Below are 25675 nucleotides of genomic sequence, written 5' to 3' on the forward strand. Positions count from 1 at the left end.
CTCGATAGCCGCCGCGAATAAAACCGCCACCATTAAGGTAACGGTAAAGAGCACGAACTATGCGGACTTCGACGCAGTTATCACCGTAAAGACCGTTGACGTTGATACAGTCAACATCGCAGCCATTACAGGCATCACCGCCCCGGTACGCGGCGAGGTGCCCGTAACAGCTATCAGCCAAACGGCGCAATACACCGGAACCATTGCCTGGTCTCCGGCGGATAATCCATTTGCGCCAAGCACGGTTTACACGGCAACCATCACTCTGACACCTAAAGCGGGCTATACTCTGACCGGCGTGGCTGCCAACTTCTTTACAGTAGCAGGTGCCACTTCGGTCAGCAACGAAGCAAATTCGGGCATGATAGCAGCAACCTTCCCTATAACTGACGAAGATGGCTGCCTGGTGACCTATCAGGGTGCCCAAACAAGAGTTAACGAGGGCAGCAATACCTATGACATTCGCTTTGTCGCCACCATCGATACCCTGGAGGCGAAGGAAGTCGGTTTTGTTTTCTCCAAAAGTGAAACCACCCCAACCAGGGAGAATGCCTCCGAAAAAGCAACATCGACAGTATATGAGGAAATAACCGCCTTAGATTTGCCCGTTACGGCAGAAAGTCTGGGAGGAGAGTATATCATTGCGTGTACCGTTATCGGAATTCCGGCAACGGACAGAGAAGTTCCACTCTATGTGAGAGCTTTTTCAACCGTAGGAACAGAAACAAAATATACATCCGTGAGGACAGTCACTGTCAGTGAATTACTTGGTTATTAAGGGAGGATTTTTGTATGAAAAAGGCATATGAAAAACCAGAGATTGAAATTACCATATTTGAAACGGAAGAAATCCTGACGAGTAGCGGCTTATCTAACGGGGGCAGCGGCACCGGCGATGAATTCGGCTGGGGGGAAATTAAATAAGAAGTAGTAACGGCTCATGACAGGGACAGGGGGACAGGTCGAGACCACTGAAAAAACAGGACTTTTTCAGCGGTCTCGACCTGTCCCTCTGTCCCTACTTCCACTCTAGTTTGGCAAAAATTCTATTGGACAACAGCAGCAGAATCCCGATTATCACCATATTGACAATCCCAATGCCTACAAAGGCCAGCAGTATATTGTGGTAAATAACAGCCAGGCCGCCGCCGACTATTCCACCGGGCAGCAGGAGCAGCAGTACCTGCAGCATGAGAAACAATGGATATAAGGCCTTTTGGTCGATGGCACTGGGGAAAAGGATGCGTAATAAATAGTTGGAACACAGGTTTAAAATATAAAAACTAATACCAAAGACAATCATGATGGCAATTACATATACTGGAGCCTTGAGCATGATACCCAAGGGGATATTCAGTGCCGCAATGTTTACCGTCATCCGCAGTACATCGGTCAGGTTGCTGCAGATTATCTTCAGTAAATTGGAACCGGGAATCAGGTAAATATACGGTTTGGACAGTTCACTCTGACCGGAGTTAGCCGCAGAAAAAATAAACAGCATGTATGCAATGACACTGTTTGCCATGTAAAGGGGAGTTATACCACCGTTGTGTTTGGCACTGAAGTAGCCAATGATTAACCCGGCCAGCAAAAAGATAAGCGTCCTAAACCCCAGGTATGGATGCAGGTCGCTGCGGCTGGCCTCAATCTTGCTGCGCCACAAAAAAGTCCAGGGTCCGGTTCCCGCTTTTTTTACAATAACATTTTTATTCTTCAGAAAAGGAAGTGACATGGGCTGAGACTTTTCCATTCCTTTTTTTCGCCGTCTATGCAGACTTCTCTTTTCGGTAGCTTTCAAAGTGTCTTCGTAATAATCATCAGCCGTGTAATATGAAAGGGCAATACAGCAAATCAGAAACAGAATTTGAAGCACCAGCGCAGCTGCACTAAAAGTGCTGTAACCCGTTACGGCTGTCATAAATACGACCTTACTCCAGCCAATCACAGGCAAATAATTGATAAAGGGAGCGTTTAAGCCCTGCAGCACTCCTTGCAGTAAATCCTCGGCAGTGAAAACACGAATTCCCAGATAAGCAATAAAGATAAAGCTTAAAAACAGAATTCCTTGCTGCAGCCACGATTGAATACGATATTTGCTGCCGATTGCAAAAATCAAAAAGTTTAATGGTTTGATGGATAAAACCATGCCAATATAGCCAAGGTAGAGAAAAGGGAGATGATCCGGATTGATCTTGGCCAGGTTTGTAATGGTAGGCATCAAAGCCAAAATAACAATACCGTAAAGGAAAAAATTCACCAGACTCTGTTTTGTCATGCTATAAAGCAGAATCTTTTTGGGCGAAACAGGTGACGGAAACAACAGATGTACATCCCCCATGGAAAAAAAGGTGGAAGATTCTGTTGTGCCGCGGTACAGAAAATATAAAATAAAAACCGCGCTGAATCCAACAAATGCCGCCCCCAGTATTTGTTCGCTAAACTGCATCGGTATGGGCATCGGTTCCCGTTGTTTCAGCAGTACATTAAAGAGAAGAGAGCCTAGCCAAAATAAATAGAAGAAATAAATGATTAGCCGCTTGGGGTTGTGCTTAATCTCTACAAAGTGGTTTTTGATTATCCAGCCGTCCCTTTTAATCAGGAGTTTGAAATCATTCATCCTTTGTCACCTCTAAGAACAGATCCTCCAGGGATACGCTTTCACTGTTTCCCAGTTGCAGCTTCATCTCCTCCATAGTCCTATCCACGATGATCTTACCGTTTTTCATTACCAACACGCGCTGACAGAGGTTTTCAATGCTATCCAGTAAATGTGTACTGACCAAAACAGTTTTCTGCTGTTCACTCAGTTCCTGAAAAATCAATTTGGTTTCCCTGATTGACTTGGGGTCAAGTCCGATCATCGGTTCATCAAATAAGTAAAGGTCTGGTTCAGGCAGCAGGCCGCAGCAAATAGAGACCTTTTGCTTCATGCCTTTGGACAGTTCCTTGGCAAGCTTATCTTTCTTATCCCACAGGTCATAACGCTCAATCAGTCGTTCCGCTTTTTCCTTAAAGTCTGTCACATTGTAGGCGTAACCAATGAACTGCAGGTGCTCCCATACAGTCAGCATATCGTACAACTCGGGCACCTCAGGTATATATGTAAATTTCTTTTTTGCCTCCTGGGTAGTACTGGGATAACCGTCAATATTTATGCTGCCGTCCGTCTTGCGCAACAGACCGGCAATGGTTTTGATGGTAGTGCTTTTACCGGCTCCGTTCGGACCCAAAAGTCCTACAATATCGCCTTGGTTAAGGGTAAAACTAATGTCGTCTACCGCAACAGCACTTTTAAATTTCTTGGTCAAGTGTTCTACTTTTAACATCCGATCACCTCATAACACGTCACTTAGAAGATTGAATACAATTGAAACATCCTAAGTTTATCACAAACTGAGCGATTAGAGCCATTTTAAGTGTCAGCAACACAATTTTGCAGGCTAAAATGAGTTAAATTTATTGCATAGACGTTATTTTTCATATTTCCAATAGATTACCAACTAGAAGATCTTGAATTAGACAATAATATTTGTTATTATACAACTACCGACTAAAGTAATAAAAATTTAATTTCCTGCTTTGTGCGTTCCTTGTTGATTTTTAAACCACAGTGTGTTTTTGGGAGTTGGATCTTAAATTGCAGATGTCAGGCCGTTGCGGACGGAAGGCAGAAACAATTCAGCTGACACCCACCTGCGAGAAGCGGGTATTAAAAACACCAAGTGGACGGCTAAGCGGGTAGGCAAAGAAAAAAATCCTCAGAGAATAGTCTCTGGGGATTTTCTTTTTTTGCACATTTTTAAATTACACAAATAATGAATTTTCCTGCATGTACCAAGATAGAATAAGAAAGGTTAGGTTCTGTTTGGGCAAAAGCATGGTAATTTTTTGTTTAGGGAGGAATTCGATGGCACACAATAGTGAATCAGCAATCAAAGCCGCCCTTTTGGCTAATGGTGTCATTGCGATAATGAAATTAGTTGGTGCGATACTTAGTGGGAGTGCCTCGATGATGGCTGAATTTAAACATTCAGTGGGAGACTGGGCTAACGGTTTTTTTCTTTTAATCGGTATTCGTCAAGCCCAACGCCCGGTGGATGAGCGTTATCAGTTTGGTCATGGCAAAAGGGTATTTTTCTGGAGCTTTGTAGCCAGTTTGGGCATGCTATTTATTGGTGGTGCCCTTTCAATTTACGGTGGTATTCAAAAAATAATGCACCCTGAGCACTTAGGATATATTACGTTAAACTTGATTATCATTGGCATTAGTATTTTATTTGAAATCTATTCATTGACCATGGCAGTTAAGGCGATCATGCATGAGGTGGGTGAAACGACCTCGGGGGCCAGAATGTTCACCAAAGTGATTCCTGCTTTGACGAAAGCCACACCAGCCACCCGTTTTATATTTTTAGAGGACTCGGCTGCGTTAATGGGACTGATCATAGCAGGTACAGCCATTATTCTTTCGGTTGTAACAGGAAATGTTCTGTTTGATGGAATTGCATCCGTTGTGATTGGAGTCATTCTCCTATTGATCGGCTTGGCCACAGCCAGGGAAAATGTTGCGGCAATTTTAGGTGAAGCCGCTGCACCTGAATTAATTCAAGACATGGGCAACTATGTTTTAGCACTGGATGGGGTTAAGGATGTTCATAGCGTTCGATCCATGAGTATTGGCCCTAAAAGTTATTTGGTGGAATTAATCATTGAAGCAAATGAACGAATTTGCCTAGCCCAGTGTGATGAGATTAATCAAAGGGTGGCATCGTCAGTAAAGGAACAATATAAAGAGTTTAGCCACGTTCTTATAAGTATCATAAGTGATAATAAAATAAGAAATTGGCAAATTGATACACAGTGTCAGAGTCCTTCCCTTATGCCACAAGTGGCACCTAGTAAAGAATAAATTTTTTGACAAAAGCTTAGGCGTCTCAGTAGGCCATGGTGTCAGTGCTGACACAGCTAAAATTCCGGGAGGTTCAAATGAGAAAAAGAAAAGTTGATCGGGCGGTAGTTGCTATAACCAGAGACCCATTGGAGGGACAGGCTGTTTGCCGTGCCATTGAAATGTTGCCAGTACAAGAAATTTTTAAAACCGGCGATACCGTGGTTATAACACCCAATTGGGTTAATACCAGACCACCTGAAACGGGTACAGTAGTGGGTCCGGAAACCCTGAGGGAGTTGATTAAGTTTATTAAAAAGCAGAAGCCGGGAAGAATTGTCGTGGCCTGTGGCTCTGGTGGGGATCCCACGCCCAAGGTTATGGAACAAACGGGCTATCTACATATTTTACAACAAGAGCAGGTGGAATTTGTGGATACCAACTATGGTCCATATATAGACCTGGCATTAAATCATTCCTATCCACCCGCCACACCGATTAATAAGTTGATAACGGAGGCGGATGTGTTAATCTCCTTCACCCAAATAAAGTATCATGAAGAGGCAACTGTTTCCTTGGGTGTAAAGAACATCGCCTTGTCCTGGCCACCGGCTGAAATTCATGGTTGGCCCAAGGCACAAAGAGGTATTCATGAACGTCTGCACGGTTTTATTGCTGCTATGGCAGAGAAAATACCCATCGACCTGACTATTTTAAGTGGTAATAAAGGAATGATTGGTACAGGTCCTTCCAAGGGTAAACCTGTTAATTCAGACATCGTAATTGCTGGTACAGATCCTGTGGCCACGGATGTGGTGGGTGCCAGATTACTGGGCTTCATGCCCCAGGCTGTTCAGTACCTGTACGAATTAGCTCTCAGGGGAGTGGGTGAAGGTGACCTGAAAAAGGTCGAACTAAAAGGTGTTCCCTTATATGAGGCCGAAGAAGTTTTTAGTCTAGCCGCCTACGGCCATGCTGTGGTGGTTGATCAGGGCCGACTAAAGCCTTTTCAATTAATATAACTAAAAAAATTAACACTGATAGCTCTCCTCTTTGGGGGAATAATAGCAGTAAGCTTATCCCGAAGGAGATGAGAAAATGTCAAGATTTCAAGACAAGGAACTGCAGAAAGATATACAGTCAATCATTGACAGAACCAATGGTCTAAAGGATTATGGGATTAAAGTACAAGTCCAAAAGGGGGAAGTCCACCTAATGGGTCTGGTGGATACCCTGCATGAAAGAAGACAATTACATGAATTGGTATCCAGGGTTTCTGGTATTAAAAGTATTGAAAATGGTGTTACCATAAGCACGGATGGCCAGATTAATGACGGTGAAGTAACTGCTGAGGTTTATGAAGAGTTAGAGAATAACGGTGTCAATTTAAAGAATATCGGAGCAGAAAGTATCGGAGGCATTGTTTACCTGCGTGGGCGTGCCGAAAGTGAAGAGGAAATAAACAATGCCATTGAAGCTGCCACCAGGGCCAGGGGTGTGCGGGATGTGATGGTTCAGGTTGAGAGGAAGGTCGGTTTTAGAGAGAAGGACGTTGCAGAGATGACCTTAAAGGAAATATTCCATAGTCAGGTTAACAATGACAGCGAAGAGGAAAATAATAAAGATGGGTTAAGCTAAAATTTTGCACAAAAGGAACCCCCTAGGGGGTTCCTTTATTAACACTATCAAAGTATAAAATTTATAATGATGATGCAAGACTCCCGTGCCCTTTAGGGCATGGCGTAAGCCACGTTTTTCTAATGTAGTACCAAATTTGGTTTTACCAGGTCATAGGGCCATTGAAGAATGCCACCTTTTAAATTGTACACCTTTAGAAAACCATGAATAACGAATAGCTCCGCTGCAGCAGCACTACGACGGCCAGAACGACAATAGACCACGATCAATTGATCCTTTGACAATTCGCTTAAACGGTTATCCAATTGTCCCAACGGAATATTGATAGAGTTGCTGATATAACCCTCCTCAAACTCATAAGGTTCCCTGACGTCAATAAGCAAAATGTCCCCCGAAGTAATGAATCCTCTTAATTCCTTTGAGGAAATATCTTGAAAGGTAACTTCTTTTTGGACGACAGAACTTTTTATTTGTTGCTGTTCGTTATTTTGAATTTCGTTCATACTGCAACCAGATAGTATAATCAAAATAATAGAACATAAGAGCAGCCAACTAATTTTTTTCACTTAAGTCACCTCGTTATTATACTAGCTTAATAAGTAAAAATTGAAAAGCCCCCGCGGTGGGGGCATAAACGAGCACGATCATAGGTGCAAGCCAAGTTTTTCTAATCACGGTTAATATTGTGTTTCATATCTCTAACGCCTGTTTTGTGATGCATACCCATTTTAACACTTTTTTGAGTACCATGCTGATGGACGCTGTTTAACTGTGCTTTTTGAGATTTTATTTCACGGGGCTGTGTATGGCCTACTGGTCGGTGCAGATAATATTCAATTTCCGGTAATTCATATTTTACACCCTTTTTGTATTCGTCAATGATGGACAAGTTATCACCTCCTATGGCATTTATTTTGCCCAATTATGAAGGTCTAATGTTGTTATTTTTTTTGTTGGCTAGGTTCGACGGAAATGCTAAGATTAGTTTATTAAACGGTATAAGGTGAAAAATTTATGATTAGCAAATTCAAAAATCAATTGATGGTTTTAATCGCCCTATTATTGTTGCTGCCAGTGCTTATTATTGGCGCGATGCTTTACATGGTAAACCATACGATGCCAGTGGTTTTAGATGAGCAAAGGGAAACCTTGACCATGGCAGTGGAGGAACTTAGCCAAAAGGTGCCACAAAATATTTCGCAATTAATCAAGAAACAAGAATCCCTTAAGAAGAATCGTATTGAACAGATTAAAAGCCTCAATAGGGAATTAGCCGGTGCTGTCATGAAGGTGTTTCAAAGATACCAAGGTATTGAGTTAGGTTATTATTCGCCTGAAATAAAAGCAGTCCTGGTGCAGATGGGTCAGGATAGTCACTTGCCCTATATGGATTTCAAAGACCTTTTTTTAGATGTTTCTGAAGAGACACAATGGTCAGAGCAGGCCCAATGGAAGGATGCCTTTGATCAAGTTGTTTTTACGAAAGAACCTTTGGAAGTAGTAATGGGTTCTGTTGGTCACCAAAAACTAGTCATATTTCGGCCACTTCTAGAGAATGGGAAAGTTGTAGCAGTAATTTGGGCCGGAGAAAGATTGGGTGGGATCAACCGGGAAATTCTACAAGCGGAGAGTTTTGCCTATACGGTAATCTTTTTTGGCTTTATGTTAGGATTATGCAGTACTTTTTTCCTTTTGAAAAATTATTTAGATACAGTGGCGAATATAAAAAGCGGTTTGCAAAGAATGCAGCATGATCTTACCTATGTTATTCCACCTACCATGGGTGAATTAGGTGAAATATCCAAGGCGATCAATGATTTGGCGGCGCGATTAGTTCGCGCTCAGAACTACAATGAAATCATATTGGCCAGTATTAATGCGGGAATTGTGGCCGTCAATATGGAAGGTAGAATCGTTAGTGTAAACGCCACGGCTCGCATCATATTCCAGCTTTCGGAAGATGTTTTAGATAAGCACTTTTCGGAGATTTTTCCTAAAAACAATGAAATTATTGACCTGTTTAATATTTGTTTATTGGGTCAGGAAAGTAAAGAAATTAAAACTAAGTTTTTAGGAGGACAGGAATTGCAATTAATGGCTAATACATCTGTGTTGTATGATGCCCACCATAAAGTAGTGGGAGCCGTTTTGAGTTGCCGTGATGTTACTGCACGGATGCGGATGGAAGAACAAATGAGAAGGCAGGAACGCTTAGCTTCTCTGGGGAAATTAGTGACTGGTGTAGCCCATGAAATTAAAAATCCTTTGACCTCGATTAGTGGCTATATTCAATTCTGGCTCAAAAGTAAATCCCCCACTGTAAAGTCGCTCAATACCATTTATCGAGAGGTAAGGAGGCTGGATTCGATTGTCAATAAATTGCTCTTTTTTGCCAGACCCACACATTCTTTGCAAAAAGTGCTTTCCATTAATCAATTAATGAGTAGAGTTCTAAACTTTTTTGAAGAGACTCACTCAGAAAAAATCCGCATTCTTTTTCATGCCCAGGATGATATACCCAATGTTTATATCGATCCGGATCAAGTTGAACAGGTACTAATGAATATCATCTATAATGGTGTTCAGGCTATGCCCGAAGGCGGCGAGATAGAGGTTCATACTGGTTTTAGCGCAGTGGATAAGATGGTTTATGTTGATATTCAAGATAACGGGTGCGGCATATCGGAAGAATTATTGGAGAAGGTATTTGACCCCTTCTTTTCCACCCGGGCCAAGGGTACAGGCCTGGGACTAACCATAGCGGATGAAATTATTAGAGCCCAAGGAGGAAAAATTGAGATTAAAAGTCAGGTGGGAGTTGGTACCAGCGTTCATATTCTATTACCGATAGAATCCGATCATTTTACCAAGGACTCCAAGGAGGGATAAAGAATGTCGTTAAAGAGAGTGCTGGTGGTAGATGATGAAGACAGCGTAAGGCAGTTTCTTTTTGATGTACTTACGGACGAAAAATATTTAGTAGATACGGCTATCGATGGACTGCAATGTCAGGAGAGGTTACTGCAGTTTAAACCAGATGTTCTTATTACGGACATTCGTATGCCTGAAAAGGATGGCTTTGCTTTGCTTGAATATATCAAATCATCCGGTCTAAATACGCCGGTTATTTTAATGACTGCCTTTGGTACCACCGATGTAGCCATAAAAGCAATGAAACTGGGTGCCTTTGATTATATTGTTAAACCCTTTGATTTGGATGAATTTCTAGGACTGGTCCAAAGGGCTGTGGCCCAATCCGGTACGGTTGCTTCCTTTCCTCAAACCGTAGAACAGGTAGAAACAAATGGTGTTAATATAATAGGAAATTCCCCTGGCATGAGGCAGGTATACAAAGATATTGGCAGAGTTGCAGATAGTAATGTCACCGTTTTAATTCAAGGTGAGAGTGGTACGGGTAAAGAATTGGTAGCCAGGTCGGTTCATTATAATAGCTCCCGCAGAAATAAACCCTTTATAAAAATAAATTGTGCGAATCTACCGGATAGTCTATTAGAAAGCGAATTATTTGGTTATGAAAAGGGTGCTTTTACCGGTGCTAGCTCCGATAAGGTAGGTAAATTTGAGCTGGCCCACGAAGGAACTGTTTTTTTTGATGAAATAGGGGAAATTAGCCTTTCTACCCAAGCCAAACTTCTCCGAGCCATTCAAGAAAAAGAATTTGATCGGGTGGGTGGTACAAAGACCATCAAGGTAGATGTGCGAATTGTTGCCGCTACAAATCGAAAACTAAAACAAAGTGTCATGGAAGGAGAGTTCCGGGAAGATCTGTTTTTTCGACTAAATGTGGTAAACATTGAAATACCTCCTTTACGTGAAAGAAAAGAAGATATTTTGCCCCTAGTGGCCTACTTCCTGGCCAAATATAATAAAGAGTTTAATAAAGATATTAAGGGTTTTTCCAATGAAACAATCGAATTATTAAAAAATTATGATTGGCCAGGCAATGTTCGGGAATTGGAGAATCTGATTGAACGTTCGATTGTCATGGCCAGGGGGACCATCATCGTACCAGAGGATATTCAATTAGGAGCCCCTGAGAAAAAAATACCCACGGACAAGGTATATATTAATGATTTGAATTTACCACTGAAACAAATCGTGGCGGATGTTGAACGGAAAATTATTATTAAGACATTAGGGGAAAATAATTGGTGCCGTACCACCGCGGCCAAAGCCTTAGGAATTAATAGAAGGTCCCTTTATGCCAAGATGAAGGAACTGGAAATTGAATAGGTGGGTAAATATTGCTCACCTTGGGTGAAATTGACCCAAATTTGTCACCACAATAATAAAATAAAAAGACAAAGAAACGGCTTAATTGAGCCGTTTCTTTGTCTTTTACAGGCTTTGGGTTTGCAATAACGTGCGCAAGCAATGTGGCATGGTATTTGCTACTATATATGATTTAAAAAGATTGTTTTATGGGAGGCTCGGAAAAATGGAAAGTATTTTATTTTCAGGGTCACTATTATTTATGGTTATTGGTATACTCGGAGGCGTGCTTTTCCCTCTCTTGGGGAAGGCAAGTATATACATGATTGTGCCACTTTTAGTGTTTATAACTGGGTTACCGCCGGAAATGGCGATACCCATTGGTTTAGCACATTTTGCTGCACTGATTATCCCGGCCGTAGTTGGACATTGGCAGACAGGGAACATCGATTATAAGTTGTTATTTTTACTCGTTATAGGATTATTCGCCGGACTCATTTTTTTCGGTGGGATGGGTGATCTTAGCCCACTGGTTTTACTGCCTTATCTAGTTTTATTGATAGCTGCGGTAATTTACAAGATTCGTCCCTTTGCTTTGCTGCCAAAACCAAATAATAGGCAGAGAAAAATAGTTATGAAAATGATTGGCCGGATGCCTGGGAAGATGTATTTATCAGTTAGTGGAATCAACGTATCCTTCTTAGTACCCCTATTTTTAGGAATATTATTAGCCTTTACAGGTAAAATTTTTGGACCCATTGCAGCGATCATCGTTTGTCCCATATTAATTATTTGCCTTGATATTCCTGTGATGGTGGCAGTGGCAACTTCCATGCTGTTTAATTTTATTGGCATGCTGTCAATTGCTATGTGGCACGACTTTTTAGCGATACCCTTAAATCTACAGATTCTATTATGGATGTTTCTGGGTTCAGCCGTCACCATGTTGGCATTATCCACGGTTGTTAAAAAGAAACTTTATCCCATTCCCGTGGCAGCTTTGTTGGTTGCAATTACCTCCTTTACCTTATGGGCCATAATGATAAGCAATCCCATTCAGAGTGCTTTCATGCATCAAATCATCCTTCCACTAAAACTTCTTGGCTGGTTTGGGGGTGTTCAAGGATGAGAATATTTACCCTATTGTTGTTAGCCATCATGCTTTTTCCTGGTCCCGTACTGGCCGCCAATATTTCCTGTGAGCTTTCCCAATATCAGTGTGAAGTTGGTTTGGACCCAACGAAACAAAAAGTTGTGGTCTCTGGGGAGGTACCAAAGGATGCACCCGTCATCATTCAATTGCAGGGACCGGATCGACCGGTTTTAGTAAGCCTCTTAAAGAACTCATCCTTGGTAAATTTTAATGAGGCAGAGGTTCAAGGCATTCCAGGCTATTATCAGGTTCTAACATCGGATATTAACAGTATAACAGATGAAAAACTTGCCCATCAGTTAGGGATAATTGCCGATTACCCACAGTTAAAAACAGATGCCTGGGTTAGGATGCGGCAGGATCTCCCAGAGGCTTACAACAAGCACCAACAGGATTACATTAAACTGGCCATCGAGAAAAAGGAAGATAATCGCCTATATGGCATAAGGCAGGGAGTTGTCCAGAAAGAAGGCGGTAAATATAAGGTGGAGATTCCGTTAATTGAAGGAATGCCTCTGGGATCCATCAAGGTTACAGCCATGACCTTGGTCAATAATCAAATCCTAGCAGCAACTCCCCAGACATTAGATATTAAACCGGCTTCATTTTTATCGATGGGCTCCCAGGATGCTTCCATTTCGGCAATTCTTGTCATAACGCTGTTTATGATACCAATTATCCTTTTGACTGTGGCTCAAATACTTGAATTTATTGAGAACCAAAGGGAAAAAGAAAGACGAGCAGAGCTAAAAACAAATTTAGAATAGTAAAGTAATAATAAAAGCCGCATTGCAAGTAGGTGCAATGCGGCTTTTTTATCTAGTCAGACCAAATTTTTTAGCAGCTTCGGCCAAGCCATCCCTGTGATCAGGGTGGGCAATGGAGATCAGAGCTTCTGCCCTCTGTCGATAGGTTTTTCCTTTAAGTCTAGCAATACCGTATTCAGTGACAACATAATCTACATCATTTTTGCTAAGGCTTACCACCGAACCACTTTCTAAGGCTGGTACGATTTTTGTTCTGCCTTTATGGGTGGAATGAAGAATGACAATACTTTTGCCATGAAGCGCGTTCAAGGCACCCCTCGCAAAATCAACCTGTTCCCCGGTGCCTGAATATAATTTGGGACCAATGGGCTCTGATGCACACTGACCTAAGAGATCAATTTCATCAACACTATTGATGGCTATCATATTATTATTCTTAGCAATGACCATAGGGTCATTGGTGTAAGAGACAGCGTGCATTTCAAACAAGGGATTGTTATTGATAAAATCATAAAGCCGCTTTGTACCCACAGCGGAGCTGCAAATAATTTTACCCTGGTGAAGGTTTTTCCTGCGGTTGGTTATGGCACCACACTCTACTAAGTCAACGATGGAATCTGTAATAAAGTGACTATGGATACCAAGTCCTTTTTTTACACTTAGACACTGGGCCACGGAATTGGCCAAAGAACCTAAACCCAGTTGGATAGTTGAACCATCTTCTACAATTTCACACACATAATCCCCGATTTTATTATCAATTTTACTTTGTACAGGTTTTGATACTTCCAATAGAGGTGAGTTGTCCTCAACGATCATATCAGCCTGGGAAATATGAATAAAACTGTAACCCATTGTCCGGGGCATGTTTGGGTTTACCACTAGAATTACCTTTTTAGCACAGCCAGCCGCAGCAATTGTGTAGTCAACAGATACACCAAAACTGAAATAGCCATGTTCGTCCATGGGGGAGACAGTACCCATAAACACGTCTACTTCCATTTCTCTGATAAATTGCGGATATTCGAATAAATATCCGGGCATAACGCCAGCCCGGCCTTCCTTAACACCTCTTTTAACGATACTGCTTGTTAGCCAAGATACATGGCGGAAATGTTTCTCCATCCCAGGTTTAAGATAACTTGCTTCCCTTAAAGGCAGCATTTGGTGAATTCTGACATCTTTTAACTCACCTTTTCTGTTTGCCAGAGTTTCCATTAACAATTCTGGTTCAGCAGCACCGGGAGGAACAACGATATTATCCCCGGAGGAAATAATAGCTACCGCCTTTTCTGCAGAAACCAATTTATCATGATACATTTTGGCCAACTGTTCAGAGTCTTCAAATAATGGACCTGCCTTAAACCAGACCAAGAACGTTCACCCCCAAAACATCCAAACTTAAGTGAATTATATCACGCTTATATCACAATTAAAAGAAATATATTGTCAAAGTACAACGGGGTTTTTAAAAAATATCCAAAAGTTATTTGATAATATTCCTTTTGTAAATACTTGGATTACCTTTAAAAACCAAAGAAAATCTTGAAAATATTAGCTAGTTATGCTAGGATGACGCTGAAAAACAAAATCTAAAATCTTTAAAAAACAAGTGAAGAATGTCACAATGTTGTCACTACAATTAGTTAAAAATACGGTTGATTATCTTGGTTATTTCAAAAAGGTTTGTCACTACTTTCCCGGGGCAGGTGATTATTATCATTGATGCTTTGAATGAGTATATTGTTGCTATCTACCAACTTCATAAAGCTCAATACGGATTAATTGTGGTCACCCTAATGGCCGTGGTTGGTGTTTCCGTCGGGCTATTCACGGAAATAATTCTTCGGTTATTTGGCATTAAGGGAGAGTAGGAAATGAGGGGGATGACTTGCTACATTTACCCATAGCGAATGCAGATGTCAGTGGTTGGGCTTTGCTTTTCATAGGTTTTTTCGTTGGTGTATTGGGGGGATTTTTTGGTATAGGGGGGGCTTTTATTGTAACCCCCGCCCTAAATATATTTGGTTTTCCCATGGCCTTTGCCATTGGCACGGATATAGCCCATATTTTTGGTAAATCAATTGTTGCTACCTTTAAACATTCATTGCTGAGGCATGTGGATTTTAAGTTGGGTTTAATCATGGGTTTGCTTGGTATGTATGGCGTTTCTGTAGGGAAACAATCTATTTTATATTTGGAAAAGCTTGGTCAAGCGGGGCCTATTGTTAGAATGATTTACATTTTTCTCCTTTTTGCCTTGGGCTTCTTTATGATCCGGGAATATTATTTTTATACCAGGCTGAACGAAAGACAGCAACTGGAGGCCGAAGCAGCAAGGAGCCAACTTTCTAAGTGGATACGAAAAATTCGAGTTGGACCATTTATTAGTTTCCCTACATCCAACGTATCTGCCATATCCATTTGGGTAATTGTTTTTTTGAGTGTAACCACAGGGTTTCTTTCCGGTTTCTTAGGGGTTGGCGGGGGGTTTGTTAGGGTCCCGGTACTTATTTATTTTCTGGGACTACCGACAGTAATGGCAGTTGGTACGGATTTGTTTGCTATATTAATCACGAATTCCTGGGGAGCTTATATCTATGCTTTAGCAGGTAAGGTAGAAATTATCGGGGCTATGGTTATGGTAATCGGCGCAGCAGTGGGAGCCCAGATTGGTTCCGTTGCCACCGCATATATTAAGGGTATGAAAATAAGACTATATTTTGGCATAACCCTCATACTTTCTGGAACCGCTGTTTTCTTTAAACAACTGTTGTTACCTGTCTTGGCCGTTTATCTTATGCTAAGCACGGCAGCTATACTGAGTGGTATCATAATTTTTATGTTAGTGAAAGAGGTGCGGCAACAAAATAAAGTTGCCAAAGGACAGCAGAAAGTAGTTGGTCCTGAGCCGTGAAGTGGTCGTTAGCTATTCGCCATGCTGGAAAGCTCCTTCACGATCGCTCAAGGTGACAAAGGGATGATGGTAATCCATACTAAAAGCAAAAAGCAACCGCCCTGCACACCAGGCGGTTGCTTTTCTAGCTAATTACTTTTTTCATTACTCATATTGACAGTTTCCAGCACATAAAACATCAGGCTTAAAAACATGCCCACCACTGTGGCCAGACCCATGCCTGTTAGACTGACAGCACCCATTTGTATCTGTGCACCACTTACGCCGATGATAAGCACGACGGAGGTTAAAATTAGATTGGATGCTTTGCTGTAATCAACCTTTGCTTCCACCAGCATCCGAATACCGGATGCGGCAATAACACCAAAGAGCAGTAAAGATACACCACCCATAACCGGAGCAGGAATGCTTTGTATGGCTGCGGCAAGCTTTCCGACAAAGGAGAGAATAATGGCTAAAATTGCAGCGCCGCCGATAACCCAGGTGCTATAAACCTTCGTTAGGGCCAAAACACCAATGTTTTCACCGTAGGTTGTGTTGGGTGTGGAACCAAAGAAGCCAGAAAACATAGTAGAGATACCGTTACCTAGCAAAGAACGATGCAGACCAGGATCCTTAGCTAAATCACGGCCAACAATGTTGCTGGTTACAAAAAGGTGACCAATATGTTCAACAATAACCACCAAGGCTGCGGGAATAATAATCATAATGGCATTAATATTAAAGGTAGGGCTGTAGAAGGTAGGCATAGCAAACCAACTGGCCTGAGCAATGGCCTCCGTATTTACCAGGCCCATAAAGGCAGAGAGGATATAACCGGAAATAATACCCACCAAGATCGGAATGATGGCCAGAAAACCACGAAATACTACATTGCCTAAAATAGTGACTCCCAGTGTAAACAAGGATACCGTAATTATCTTTGGGTCAGCAACATAGTTGGCAGGGTCCGCAGAGGCAAGCCCGGCCATCTGGGCAGCAACAGGAGCTAATTCAAGACCAATTACAGCTACGATGGCACCCATGGCGGCAGGTGGGAAAACCACATCAATCCATTTTGTACCGACGGCCCCGACCAAAAGTGAAACAGCGCAGAAAATAAAGCCGACAACGATAAAACCACCCAAAGCGGTGCTATAGTCATATTTGCTTAGCACTGCAAATACAGGGGATATGAAGGCAAAGCTGGAACCTAAATAGGCTGGAATACGACCCTTACAAAGAAAAAGGTAAAATAGCGTTCCAATACCATTAAAGAGTAGAATGGTGGCAGGGTTTACCTGGAACAAGATTGGTACCAGTACTGTCGCCCCAAACATCGCAAATAAATGCTGTAGACTTAGGGGTAAGGTTTGGAGCAAGGGGAGTCTTGCTTCTACTTGGATCTCACGTTTTACCATTATTTTTCCTCCTTGTTTTTGCCCTTAAAAAATAAATTAGCTCCTTACAGAGAACTGTAAGAAGCTAAATAACGATAAGAATATAAATATCCTGTTAGCTACCTTATTAGTCTCTCTGTACTAATTTAAAGGTGTTAAATTTTGGAAAGTTATTTTGTCACTAGAGTAAGTATAACCTGTCCCCGGCATCTCCGCAACCCGGGGAAATGTAACCAATATTGGTAAGGACTGGATCGATAACCCCTGCTACGACATGAACCCTAGGATATTTCTGTGAAATTTGCTCTAAACCTGGTTTGACAGCGAAGGCACAAATTACTTTAATAATGGAGGTGTTGGCTCCAAATTCTTCTAACACTTCAAGGGCCTTGACACAGCTGTTGCCAGTGGCCAACATCGGGTCTAAAACTAAGATTTGTTTAAAATCCTCTAAACTTTTTGGTAAGCTGTTAACATAGAGCTTTGCCTGGAGAGTATCGTGATCCCTCGACATACCAATATGGGCGACTTTCGCCTTGGGTAAGTAGGTAAGGAAGCTTTCCACCAATCCCAGACCCGCACGAAGAATGGGGACTAACAATATTTTTTCATCCTCTAAAGCGAATACAGTGGTTTCAACTTCCATGGGCGTGGTTACTTTGATTTCCTTGGTGGGAGAATCTTTCGTGGCCTCAATGGCCAGTAGGCCGCCTAATCGCGTCATCGCTGTGCGGAAAATTGTGATATCACTTTCTTTATTTCTGATCAATTGAAGCTGTTCATCTGCCAGTGGATGGCGAAGGACCGTTACGGTGCCCATACTTAACACTGCCTCCTTAGTATTCCGGCAGTACCGCATTTAGTAAGACTAAGATAGTATGCCAGATCAATTTCCAAATACCCATGATTCGCCAAAAAATAACAAATTCCTTTTTTGTAAGCAATTTATTTTTTTATTTTAAAAGATTCCCATGCTGTTAACGGCACCATCAAAGAATGAAAATTCAATGTCAGCCTGAGCGACAGCGAAGGATCTGGAACGAGTGCCTTTAGGGTATTAACAGGCGGGAATTTCCCGCCTGTTAATACTTAGGTAAGTTCGAGAGGTTCTTCACCTAGTAAGTGGTTCCATTTGTTGGGCAAGAATCCTACTACGGTATGTCCATTCGCTATCAGAGTAGGAGTGTCCAGGCCACCGGTTTTTTTGATCAGTTCGCCACGGGCACCGTGATCCTGTGTGTTTTTTTCTACGTATTGAATTCCCTTAGTTTCCAGGTAATCCCTAGCCTCATCACAGCCAGTTTTATTCCAAGGCGATACAAAAAGTGTTACCTGATAGTCACCCATTTTAAATACCTCCTTTGAATCTAGTTTACCCACAAAAAAGGAAAAACTTCATAGGCAAATAGGGCCATAGTCCTATAGAAAAATAGAAAATTTTTCCGCATAATAAAAATAAAGTCTATCTGTGTAATTTCCGGTTATAAAGTATGTCGATACCGAAAGGAGAGTTTAGGGTGTCTAAGTCATTTTTAGACAAGTTTCTAAATTTTATTGGATTTGAAGAAGTAGAAGATAGCGAAAAGGCACCTGAACTGTCTTCAACTAAGGAAATGAAACCTACCATTCAAAGTGCTAATAAAAGTACTCGCACAGAATTAACAGCGGTTGCTTCGTCACGAAATACACAAATTATCTCCACACAACCCCGCAAATTTACAGAGGTACAAGTTGTGGCAGATCATTTAAAAAATGGCCAACCCGTAATTATAAACCTTTCGCAAGTTCACCCTGAGGAGGCACAGCGTATTTTGGATTATGCCAGTGGGGTATGCTCTGCTTTAAATGGATCTGCAAAGAAAGTAAATGGTGAAATTTTCCTCTTTGTGCCTAGTGGGGTAGACATCGTTGGGGCGGGTGATTTGAGGACCTTCACAGAGAATGTGGAACCATTGGAGGAAAAAGTCACATCCCGGTGGTTTAATAAATCTGAATCTGCTTAAATAGCAAAGGGCCGGAAGGGTATTAACCCCACCGGCCCTTATTGTTTTCTTTTACTGGCCACAAATTTTTAGGATCAAAGTTATGCAGAGAGGTTAAAAATTTTTGACGAATATCCGGGTATTGTTGGGAAAGACTGTTTATAAGATTTTTAACCTCTTCCCGTTTGGTATGCTTATTGGCAGGGCAGGGGTTATGAATAACAGGAATACTCTCCATTAATAACAATTCTTTTATCTGATTTTCTGTGATGTACACAAAGGGTCTAATTACAGTAAGATCCGTACGATCAAGATATGTCTTAGGAGAAAAGGTTTTTATGTTTCCATTAAAAAGCAGACTCATAAAATAGGTTTCAATCACATCATCAAGGTGATGGGCTAAAGCCACCTTGTTAAAGCCCAGATCTTTGGTTGCGTTATGAAGGGCACCCCTGCGTAGATTGGCACATAGGGAGCAAGGGTTCGTTTCTTTCCGAATATCAAATAATATTGTGCCTATATCGGTATGCTTAATTGTTAGGGGGATGTTTAAACCATTGCAAAACTCTTTCATTGGCTGTAAATCTGCCCCCAACCCCATATCCAAATGAACAGCATGAAGTTCAAAGGGAACCTTTTTTAAATATCTACGTTGATAAAGACGAAGGGCATATAAAAGGGAGTGACTGTCTTTTCCCCCAGAGACGCCTACAACCACCTTATCGCCTGACTCAATTAAGTTAAAGTGAGTGATTGCCCGGGTGACCTGAACCAACATTGCCTTTTGTAAGTTTTTACTCATCAGACCTTTCACCTTTTCTAGTATTAGTTTTAAAAAAATAAGATTTTTACACTTGTATAGTATAACTGTGTTTAGGCCAAATTAGCAAGAAGGGGGGGTAAGACATGGCTAAATATATGAGTGATGCCCTGAAGTATGAGCTGGCCCAGGAAATGGGTGCAGCGAGCCGTATCCAAGGCAATGACTATGGTAACCTTACCTCAAGAGAGTGTGGTAACTTTGTTAAGCTGGCGATACAGAGGGCCGAACAAAACATGTTGTAACTTCCCTCGGACTGGTTCACGATTCGTGAACCAGTTTTTTGTTTTGGGGTCAGGTTTGAGCTATTCCCCGAAAACAAGTCAAAAGGTCGAGTCTGCCCCCAATTAACCACACTTGTACCATATGATACAAGTAAATTAATTCTAATTTTCTTTGTTTTTTCGCTAACAATAACATGTGTGTATGATCTTTTAAAAATAATAGTAAAAATATACAAAAAATAATAATATAAAACTTACTAATGGTATTTGAATTACGCTATTGTTATGATAAACTGAAATTAGATGATAGAATAATCGAAAAACATTCATGGAATGGAGGTGTTGCATGAGACAATTTCCACAACCAAAGCAATTTACTTGATCCGTGGATTGTTGGAAGGAGGTTAGTTAGCTAATGAATGAACAAGATGGTTTAATTAATGAAATGATTGGTTCGGTAATGGTAGTAGGTGGGGGCATATCAGGGATGCAATCTGCCCTTGATCTTGCTGAATCTGGGTTTAAAGTCTATTTGTTAGAGGAAAAACCTGCTATTGGTGGTACCATGGCTCGCCTGGATAAAACCTTTCCCACCAACGATTGCGCAATGTGTATCATGTCTCCTAAATTAGTTGATACGGGACGACATAAGAACATTCAAATTATCACTGGTGCGAAGATTACCAAGGTTGACGGCAAAGCGGGAAATTTTAAGGTTAAGGTACATCAAAAGGCCCGCTATATCGATACGACAAAATGTACCGGCTGTGGTGATTGTGCTAAAGTCTGCCCAGTTGAACTACCAAACCAGTTTAATGGTAATATAGATACTCGAAAGGCCACATATAAACTTTATGCTCAGGCTACTCCCAATGCCTTTGCCATTGAAAAGAAGGGAACTGCGCCTTGTAAGGCTGCCTGCCCCGCAGGTGTAAATGTTCAAGGTTATGTGCAATTAGTAAAGTCCGGTAAGCCTGTGGATGCCTGGCGCATGATTTATCAAGATATGCCCTTTCCCGCAGTTCTAGGCAGAGTTTGTGCTCACCCCTGTCAAAGTGCCTGTAATCGATCAAAGATCGACGATGCGGTTCAAATTAAAAATCTAAAGCGTTATGCTGCAGATATGGCCTACTCGAATATGGCAGAGCTGCCTTTGCCGGAACAAGCTGCTCCGCTTAATCAAAAGGTAGCAGTCATCGGTGCTGGTCCTGCCGGTTTATCCTGTGCCAATTTCCTAGCCCGTCAGGGCTATCAAGTTACCGTTTTCGAGGCGTTGCCTGTTACCGGCGGCATGATGCGTGTGGGGATTCCGGAATATCGGCTGCCCAAAAAGTGGGTTGATTTAGAAGTAGACCTGGTACAAAGAATGGGTGTGGAAATTAAACTTAACACAGCCCTGGGAAAAGACATTTTCATTGATGAGCTTTTTCAACAAGGCTATGGGGCTATCTTTTTAGGGGTAGGTGCCCAGAAGGGTCTTAATCTAAATGTTCCTGGCAGTGATTTGGACGGTGTGATCACCGCAATAGAGATGCTGCGAAAAGTTGGTTTGGGTGAGACAGTTACCCTAGGCCAGAAACTTGCCGTTATTGGTGGCGGTAACGTGGCTATGGATGCTGCTCGGGTAGCCCGACGTTTGGGTGCAGAAGTGCATGTGTTTAGTTTAGAAGCCGAGGGAGAGTTGCCGGCTGATGCTGAAGAAATACAAGAAGCCATCGAGGAAGGAATTTATTTTCATTATGCCCAGAGTGTCAAGGAAATCCAAGGGGATAATGGAAGAGTCAAGGGTTTCGTAACGGCTAACGTGATCAGCCTCTTTGATGCTGCAGGACGTTTTGCTCCCCAGTGCGGCGAAGTATTCACCCAATGGGATGACTTTGCTGGTGTTATGGTTGCCATTGGTCAAACGGTTGATTTATCCTTTGCGGCAGACAAACCTCTGGCTAACGAAAAGGGTAACCGCCTCATGGCTGACCCTGAAACCCTGGCCACCCATGTACCAGGAATATTTGCCGGCGGTGATGCCTTTACGGGTCCTAGGTTATTAATTGATGCAGTGGGGGCAGGCAAAAGAGCGGCGGAAAGTATCCATCGCTACCTACAGGGTGAGGATTTAAAGCTGGGGCGTACCTTTAAGATCCCGGAAGAAGAAATAACCCCTCTGCGCCAGCAAAAAAATGAAATTGAAATTGAAACAGCAGTGGCCCAAAGATACACGGATCCGAATATCAGAAAAGATAATTTTTCGGAAGTAGCATTGGGCTATGATGAGACACAGGCTAAGGTTGAAGCTGAACGCTGTTTGAACTGTGCCGTTTGTTCAGAATGTATGCAGTGTGTGGAAGCTTGCTTGCCCAAGGCAATTAACCATGAGATGCAAGACCAAGAATTAGAGTTTTCAGTTGGGGCACTTATTCTAAATCCGGGCTTTAAGCCCTATGACCCCACGGATCTAAGACTATACGGTTATGGCAAATACCCCAATGTAGTTACCAGTATTCAATTTGAAAGAATTTTGTCGGCCAGTGGCCCCTTTGCCGGTCACATGATTCGACCATCCGACCATAAAGAACCCACTAAAATTGCCTGGATTCAGTGTGTAGGTTCCCGCAATGAAAGAACAGGCAAGGGTTATTGTTCTTCTGTATGCTGTATGTATGGTATTAAGCAGGCCATGATTGCCAAGGAACACAGTTCGACACCCATTGCAACAACCTTGTTTTATATGGATATGAGGACCCCGGGTAAGGATTTTGAACGTTACCAAAATCGTGCTAAGGAAGAACATGACATTCGGTTTGTCCGCTCTCGGGTCTATCAAATCGATCCCTCTCCCGAAAATAATGGCGATTTAATGATTCGCTATGCCGATGAAAATGGCCTTATTCATTATGAAACCTTTGATTTAGTTGTTCTTTCCGTTGGTATATCACCCCCTGCCGGAGCCAAGGAACTTGGGGCAGCGGTCCATGTTGAATTGGACCAATATGGTTTCTGCCGCAGCAAGGAGTTAAGCCCAGGCTGCACTTCCAGAGAAGGTATTTTTGTTAGCGGAGCCTTTAGCGAACCGAAGGACATTCCCGAAACAGTGGTGGATGCCAGTGCGGCTGCAGCCCTTGCATCCCGCCTGTTAGCCCCGGTGCGGGGAACCTTAACCACAATCCAAGAGTTTCCCCCAGAAAAAAATGTAGCCAATCAACTACCCAGAGTAGGTGTATTTGTTTGTAATTGCGGTATTAATATTGGTGCTGTTGTTAAGGTTTCAGAGGTTGTGGAATATGCCAACGGGCTACCCGGTGTGACCCATACAGAGGAGTTCCTCTTTACATGTTCCGCAGATAACATCATCAAGATTAAGGAACGAATCCTGGAGCATAACCTCAATCGGGTTGTGGTGGCCTCCTGTACGCCTCGAACCCACGCTCCTCTGTTTCAGAGCAGTATGAAAGAGGTTGGCCTTAATCCCTATCTTTATGAACATGCCAATATCCGGGAACAATCCTCTTGGGTCCATCGGGATCGACCAGAGGATGCCACGGAAAAGGCCAAGGATTTGGTAAGAATGGCTGTGGCTAAGGTTAGACTGCTAAAACCAGTACAACCAGCTTTTATCGATGTAGATCAGAGAATCTTGGTGGTGGGCGGTGGTGTGGCCGGGCTGACCAATGCTTTGGCTTTAGCTGAGCAGGGCTATCCAGTTACGCTGGTGGAAAAAAGTCAAACGCTGGGAGGTCATGCCCGTGAATTACGCTATGGCCTAACGGGGGAAAACATTCCTGATACGATAACCAAACTGATAGCCAATGTAGAAGTTAACCCATTGGTGGAAGTTGTTCTTAATGCTCAAGTAGATAGGGTATCGGGATATCTGGGTAACTATCAAACGACCTTATTGAGCAATGATGGTTCGATGATTGAAGTAAAGCATGGTGCGGTGGTTGTGGCTACCGGTGCAGTCCCTGTGGAACCCAATGAGTACCTTTACGGGCATAGTCAGGCAGTGATGACCCAAACACAATTAGAACAAAGATTAGCCGATAATGGTCTTGGCCAAGCGAACACAGTGGTTATGATCAACTGTGTGGGTTCCAGAGAAACTACCAGGCCTTACTGCAGTAGGGTTTGTTGTACCCAATCCATTAAGAATGCTTTGAAGATAAAAGAACAAAATCCTCATGCCAATGTAATTATTCTTTATAGGGATATACGAACCTATGGTTTTAAAGAAGAATATTACACCAAGGCAAGGCGGCTGGGCGTTATTTTTATTCGGTATAATGTAGACAATAAACCGGAGGTTACTGCCAAAGGTGATCGGGTACTAGTAACCGCAACGGATCATATACTTAACCAAAAAATTCAAATCGAGGCTGATATCTTGGCTTTGTCAAACGGTATGCAGCCCCGGTCCGATACAGAGCATTTGAGTCAGTTATTTAAGGTGCCTTTGAATAGCGACGGTTATTTTCTTGAAGCCCATATGAAACTGAGGCCCGTTGATTTTTCTGCAGATGGCCTGTATCTATGCGGCATAGCCCACGGACCGAAGAATATCAATGAAACCATAGCCCAGGCCAATGCCGCTTCCATACGTGCGGTGACGCTCCTCTCCAAGGGAAAACTAGAGTCCCTGGGTATCACCGCCGATGTTGATCTTGAGTTGTGTAAAGGGTGCGGTCTTTGTGTTAGTGCTTGCCCCTACGGTGCGAGGATACTTGACGAACGAAGAAGAGTAGTAATTGTTCGGGAAGTTCTTTGTCAAGGCTGCGGTGCCTGTGCTGCAGCATGTCCCAGTGGTGCTACCAAACAAAAGGGCTTTGAAAAAGAACAAATGCTGGCCATGTTAGATGCAGCATTGGATATTTAGACTACCATCCATGTTTACCAATGCTTCCCTTAAGCTGATTTGCTAATATTGCATTTATGTTAACCCAGAGTTTTAAGACCACTCTGGGTTATTTTATTGTGGACGAAAACCATTGTCACGATTGAAGATTTAGCGGTTAAATTAAAAATTGCGATGATCGGGAAAAAGGCAAACGACACTTCTTTTTTGCGTTGAAGGAGCAATAATAATAAAACGAAAGATTGACTAAGATAAAATACAAATATAGGGTAGCACTGTCCGGGTTTGTGAAAAATAACACTTTACGAATGGGCTTCTTTAAAATAAACTATGTATACAGAATACAAAAGCGGGGAGGGGTGCTTTATGATAGGTAGAGAATATGAACAGTACCTCATTTCAGCAGCATCGGCTAATCAAGGAAACGTTAATCCAGGTTTTTGGTTGGTCGTTGCGGCTCTGGGATTCATTCTTCCATTACTCGGCTACATCCTTAATCATTAAATCGCGTAACCGACTTGAATCGAAAGGGATTAGGTTTTTACCTAATCCCTTTATTATTTTAGCTCTTAGCTTTTATTTTTGCCGAGTTGCTAAAGGCTAATGGCCAAAAGCTAACAGCTATTTCGGAGGACATCTCTATATAATCTTGTTAGAGTTTGCAAGTAATACTTTTTCGCAATTGGCAATTATGCCAGCGAAAATAGTTTCAGCGAAAATGTAACCTTTTTCCAATAAAATGTAGTATAATAGAAAAAAATAAGACGTCTGCATGGAACAAAAACCCTTATAAATCAAGGAATCATCTAAAAAACAAGCCCTTGCAAT

23 protein-coding genes, 1 other RNA gene and 1 pseudogene are annotated in these 25675 nt (G+C 42.2%); 16 read left to right on the plus strand and 9 right to left on the minus strand.

The features are described from left to right. Together AC1U9Z_RS10165 and AC1U9Z_RS10170 are read left to right on the plus strand one after the other, a co-directional pair. Positions 1 to 778, plus strand: a pseudogene (locus AC1U9Z_RS10165) (hypothetical protein); the annotation flags it as partial. A gap of 14 nt (positions 779 to 792) precedes the next feature. Next, positions 793 to 924: a hypothetical protein gene (locus tag AC1U9Z_RS10170; protein ID WP_479957344.1), complete on the plus strand. Its 132-nt coding sequence runs from the start codon at positions 793 to 795 to the stop codon at positions 922 to 924. Between the two features lie 94 nt (positions 925 to 1018). Here AC1U9Z_RS10170 and AC1U9Z_RS10175 read toward each other — a convergent pair whose 3' ends face one another. Together AC1U9Z_RS10175 and AC1U9Z_RS10180 are read right to left on the minus strand one after the other, a co-directional pair. Beyond that, positions 1019 to 2617, minus strand: coding sequence for a putative ABC exporter domain-containing protein (locus tag AC1U9Z_RS10175; protein WP_479957345.1), 1599 nt, complete (start codon positions 2615 to 2617; stop codon positions 1019 to 1021). After that, positions 2610 to 3326 (minus strand): ABC transporter ATP-binding protein, encoded by a 717-nt coding sequence (locus tag AC1U9Z_RS10180; RefSeq protein ID WP_479957346.1) that lies wholly within the window; start codon positions 3324 to 3326, stop codon positions 2610 to 2612. Before AC1U9Z_RS10180 ends, AC1U9Z_RS10175 begins: the two co-directional genes overlap by 8 nt. Positions 3327 to 3568: 242 nt before the next feature. Between AC1U9Z_RS10180 and ssrS the strand changes: the two genes are divergently transcribed. From ssrS to AC1U9Z_RS10200, 4 genes are all read left to right on the plus strand, one after another. Next, a non-coding RNA gene (gene ssrS, locus AC1U9Z_RS10185) (6S RNA) lies at positions 3569 to 3745 on the plus strand. A gap of 162 nt (positions 3746 to 3907) precedes the next feature. After that, positions 3908 to 4909, plus strand: a complete 1002-nt coding sequence (locus AC1U9Z_RS10190) for a cation diffusion facilitator family transporter (RefSeq protein ID WP_333532333.1) — start codon at positions 3908 to 3910, stop codon at positions 4907 to 4909. Positions 4910 to 4986: 77 nt separating this feature from the next. Then, complete coding sequence (locus AC1U9Z_RS10195) at positions 4987 to 5910, plus strand: DUF362 domain-containing protein (RefSeq protein WP_479957347.1); 924 nt, start codon at positions 4987 to 4989, stop codon at positions 5908 to 5910. A 76-nt stretch (positions 5911 to 5986) separates the two neighbouring features. After that, positions 5987 to 6526, plus strand: a complete 540-nt coding sequence (locus AC1U9Z_RS10200; protein ID WP_333532335.1) for a BON domain-containing protein — start codon at positions 5987 to 5989, stop codon at positions 6524 to 6526. Positions 6527 to 6645: 119 nt separating this feature from the next. Here the strand turns inward: AC1U9Z_RS10200 and AC1U9Z_RS10205 are convergent, their stop codons facing one another. Continuing rightward, complete coding sequence (locus AC1U9Z_RS10205; protein WP_479957348.1) at positions 6646 to 7092, minus strand: rhodanese-like domain-containing protein; 447 nt, start codon at positions 7090 to 7092, stop codon at positions 6646 to 6648. Between the two features lie 101 nt (positions 7093 to 7193). Further along, on the minus strand, positions 7194 to 7415 hold the full coding sequence (locus AC1U9Z_RS10210) for a hypothetical protein (RefSeq protein ID WP_333532337.1): 222 nt from the start codon (positions 7413 to 7415) through the stop codon (positions 7194 to 7196). Between the two features lie 125 nt (positions 7416 to 7540). Here AC1U9Z_RS10210 and atoS point away from each other — a divergent pair, with 125 nt between their 5' ends. The 4 genes from atoS (at position 7541) to AC1U9Z_RS10230 (ending at position 12679) form a co-directional block, all read left to right on the plus strand. Then, the gene (gene atoS / locus AC1U9Z_RS10215; protein ID WP_479957349.1) at positions 7541 to 9415 is read left to right on the plus strand and encodes a two-component system sensor histidine kinase AtoS; all 1875 of its coding nucleotides are present in this window, start codon (positions 7541 to 7543) and stop codon (positions 9413 to 9415) included. Between the two features lie 3 nt (positions 9416 to 9418). Further along, on the plus strand, positions 9419 to 10780 hold the full coding sequence (locus AC1U9Z_RS10220; RefSeq protein ID WP_479957350.1) for a sigma-54-dependent transcriptional regulator: 1362 nt from the start codon (positions 9419 to 9421) through the stop codon (positions 10778 to 10780). 205 nt (positions 10781 to 10985) lie between these two features. Next, positions 10986 to 11888 (plus strand): sulfite exporter TauE/SafE family protein, encoded by a 903-nt coding sequence (locus tag AC1U9Z_RS10225; protein ID WP_479957351.1) that lies wholly within the window; start codon positions 10986 to 10988, stop codon positions 11886 to 11888. After that, positions 11885 to 12679 (plus strand): TIGR02186 family protein, encoded by a 795-nt coding sequence (locus AC1U9Z_RS10230; protein WP_479957352.1) that lies wholly within the window; start codon positions 11885 to 11887, stop codon positions 12677 to 12679. The genes AC1U9Z_RS10225 and AC1U9Z_RS10230 overlap by 4 nt, the downstream gene beginning before the upstream one ends. Before the next feature lie 48 nt (positions 12680 to 12727). Here AC1U9Z_RS10230 and AC1U9Z_RS10235 read toward each other — a convergent pair whose 3' ends face one another. Beyond that, a complete protein-coding gene (locus tag AC1U9Z_RS10235; RefSeq protein ID WP_333532342.1) occupies positions 12728 to 14053 on the minus strand; it encodes an acetyl-CoA hydrolase/transferase family protein in 1326 nt (441 codons plus the stop codon). A 293-nt stretch (positions 14054 to 14346) separates the two neighbouring features. On the opposite strand from AC1U9Z_RS10235, the gene AC1U9Z_RS10240 reads away from it, so the two are divergent. Both AC1U9Z_RS10240 and AC1U9Z_RS10245 read left to right on the plus strand, forming a co-directional pair. Further along, positions 14347 to 14553: an MFS transporter gene (locus AC1U9Z_RS10240; RefSeq protein WP_479957353.1), complete on the plus strand. Its 207-nt coding sequence runs from the start codon at positions 14347 to 14349 to the stop codon at positions 14551 to 14553. A 17-nt stretch (positions 14554 to 14570) separates the two neighbouring features. Beyond that, on the plus strand, positions 14571 to 15596 hold the full coding sequence (locus AC1U9Z_RS10245; RefSeq protein WP_333532344.1) for a sulfite exporter TauE/SafE family protein: 1026 nt from the start codon (positions 14571 to 14573) through the stop codon (positions 15594 to 15596). A 128-nt stretch (positions 15597 to 15724) separates the two neighbouring features. Here the strand turns inward: AC1U9Z_RS10245 and uraA are convergent, their stop codons facing one another. The 3 genes from uraA to AC1U9Z_RS10260 all read right to left on the minus strand — a co-directional run bounded on the left by uraA (position 15725) and on the right by AC1U9Z_RS10260 (position 18322). Next, the gene (gene uraA / locus AC1U9Z_RS10250; RefSeq protein WP_479957354.1) at positions 15725 to 16996 is read right to left on the minus strand and encodes a uracil permease; all 1272 of its coding nucleotides are present in this window, start codon (positions 16994 to 16996) and stop codon (positions 15725 to 15727) included. A gap of 160 nt (positions 16997 to 17156) precedes the next feature. After that, complete coding sequence (upp, locus tag AC1U9Z_RS10255) at positions 17157 to 17795, minus strand: uracil phosphoribosyltransferase (RefSeq protein WP_479957355.1); 639 nt, start codon at positions 17793 to 17795, stop codon at positions 17157 to 17159. 269 nt (positions 17796 to 18064) lie between these two features. Then, positions 18065 to 18322: a thioredoxin domain-containing protein gene (locus AC1U9Z_RS10260; protein ID WP_479957356.1), complete on the minus strand. Its 258-nt coding sequence runs from the start codon at positions 18320 to 18322 to the stop codon at positions 18065 to 18067. A gap of 170 nt (positions 18323 to 18492) precedes the next feature. On the opposite strand from AC1U9Z_RS10260, the gene AC1U9Z_RS10265 reads away from it, so the two are divergent. Next, a complete protein-coding gene (locus AC1U9Z_RS10265) occupies positions 18493 to 18978 on the plus strand; it encodes a cell division protein SepF (protein ID WP_479957357.1) in 486 nt (161 codons plus the stop codon). A 22-nt stretch (positions 18979 to 19000) separates the two neighbouring features. On the opposite strand, the gene AC1U9Z_RS10270 is transcribed toward AC1U9Z_RS10265, so the two are convergent. Beyond that, positions 19001 to 19759 carry a tRNA lysidine(34) synthetase gene (locus tag AC1U9Z_RS10270; RefSeq protein ID WP_479957358.1) on the minus strand — a complete coding sequence of 253 codons (759 nt, stop codon included), beginning with the start codon at positions 19757 to 19759 and terminating at the stop codon, positions 19001 to 19003. Between the two features lie 104 nt (positions 19760 to 19863). On the opposite strand from AC1U9Z_RS10270, the gene AC1U9Z_RS10275 reads away from it, so the two are divergent. The 3 genes from AC1U9Z_RS10275 (at position 19864) to AC1U9Z_RS10285 (ending at position 25351) form a co-directional block, all read left to right on the plus strand. Further along, complete coding sequence (locus AC1U9Z_RS10275) at positions 19864 to 20022, plus strand: small, acid-soluble spore protein, alpha/beta type (RefSeq protein ID WP_333531378.1); 159 nt, start codon at positions 19864 to 19866, stop codon at positions 20020 to 20022. Between the two features lie 394 nt (positions 20023 to 20416). Beyond that, positions 20417 to 24868, plus strand: a complete 4452-nt coding sequence (locus AC1U9Z_RS10280; protein WP_479957359.1) for an FAD-dependent oxidoreductase — start codon at positions 20417 to 20419, stop codon at positions 24866 to 24868. A 345-nt stretch (positions 24869 to 25213) separates the two neighbouring features. Continuing rightward, complete coding sequence (locus AC1U9Z_RS10285; RefSeq protein ID WP_479957360.1) at positions 25214 to 25351, plus strand: hypothetical protein; 138 nt, start codon at positions 25214 to 25216, stop codon at positions 25349 to 25351. Positions 25352 to 25675 lie beyond the last annotated feature (324 nt).

Source organism: Desulfotomaculum sp. (assembly GCF_982386235.1).

Bases quoted from the DNA above. Each gene is read 5' to 3' on its own strand.
- upp (WP_479957355.1), bottom strand. From the start codon at position 17,795: ATGGGCACCGTAACGGTCCTTCGCCATCCACTGGCAGATGAACAGCTT.
- AC1U9Z_RS10220 (WP_479957350.1), top strand. From the start codon at position 9,419: ATGTCGTTAAAGAGAGTGCTGGTGGTAGATGATGAAGACAGCGTAAGG.
- uraA (WP_479957354.1), bottom strand. From the start codon at position 16,996: ATGGTAAAACGTGAGATCCAAGTAGAAGCAAGACTCCCCTTGCTCCAA.
- AC1U9Z_RS10200 (WP_333532335.1), top strand. From the start codon at position 5,987: ATGTCAAGATTTCAAGACAAGGAACTGCAGAAAGATATACAGTCAATC.
- AC1U9Z_RS10180 (WP_479957346.1), bottom strand. From the start codon at position 3,326: ATGTTAAAAGTAGAACACTTGACCAAGAAATTTAAAAGTGCTGTTGCG.
- AC1U9Z_RS10280 (WP_479957359.1), top strand. From the start codon at position 20,417: ATGAATGAACAAGATGGTTTAATTAATGAAATGATTGGTTCGGTAATG.
- AC1U9Z_RS10190 (WP_333532333.1), top strand. From the start codon at position 3,908: ATGGCACACAATAGTGAATCAGCAATCAAAGCCGCCCTTTTGGCTAAT.
- AC1U9Z_RS10195 (WP_479957347.1), top strand. From the start codon at position 4,987: ATGAGAAAAAGAAAAGTTGATCGGGCGGTAGTTGCTATAACCAGAGAC.
- AC1U9Z_RS10275 (WP_333531378.1), top strand. From the start codon at position 19,864: ATGGCTAAATATATGAGTGATGCCCTGAAGTATGAGCTGGCCCAGGAA.
- AC1U9Z_RS10175 (WP_479957345.1), bottom strand. From the start codon at position 2,617: ATGAATGATTTCAAACTCCTGATTAAAAGGGACGGCTGGATAATCAAA.
- AC1U9Z_RS10285 (WP_479957360.1), top strand. From the start codon at position 25,214: ATGATAGGTAGAGAATATGAACAGTACCTCATTTCAGCAGCATCGGCT.
- AC1U9Z_RS10225 (WP_479957351.1), top strand. From the start codon at position 10,986: ATGGAAAGTATTTTATTTTCAGGGTCACTATTATTTATGGTTATTGGT.
- AC1U9Z_RS10260 (WP_479957356.1), bottom strand. From the start codon at position 18,322: ATGGGTGACTATCAGGTAACACTTTTTGTATCGCCTTGGAATAAAACT.
- AC1U9Z_RS10230 (WP_479957352.1), top strand. From the start codon at position 11,885: ATGAGAATATTTACCCTATTGTTGTTAGCCATCATGCTTTTTCCTGGT.
- AC1U9Z_RS10170 (WP_479957344.1), top strand. From the start codon at position 793: ATGAAAAAGGCATATGAAAAACCAGAGATTGAAATTACCATATTTGAA.
- atoS (WP_479957349.1), top strand. From the start codon at position 7,541: ATGATTAGCAAATTCAAAAATCAATTGATGGTTTTAATCGCCCTATTA.
- AC1U9Z_RS10270 (WP_479957358.1), bottom strand. From the start codon at position 19,759: ATGAGTAAAAACTTACAAAAGGCAATGTTGGTTCAGGTCACCCGGGCA.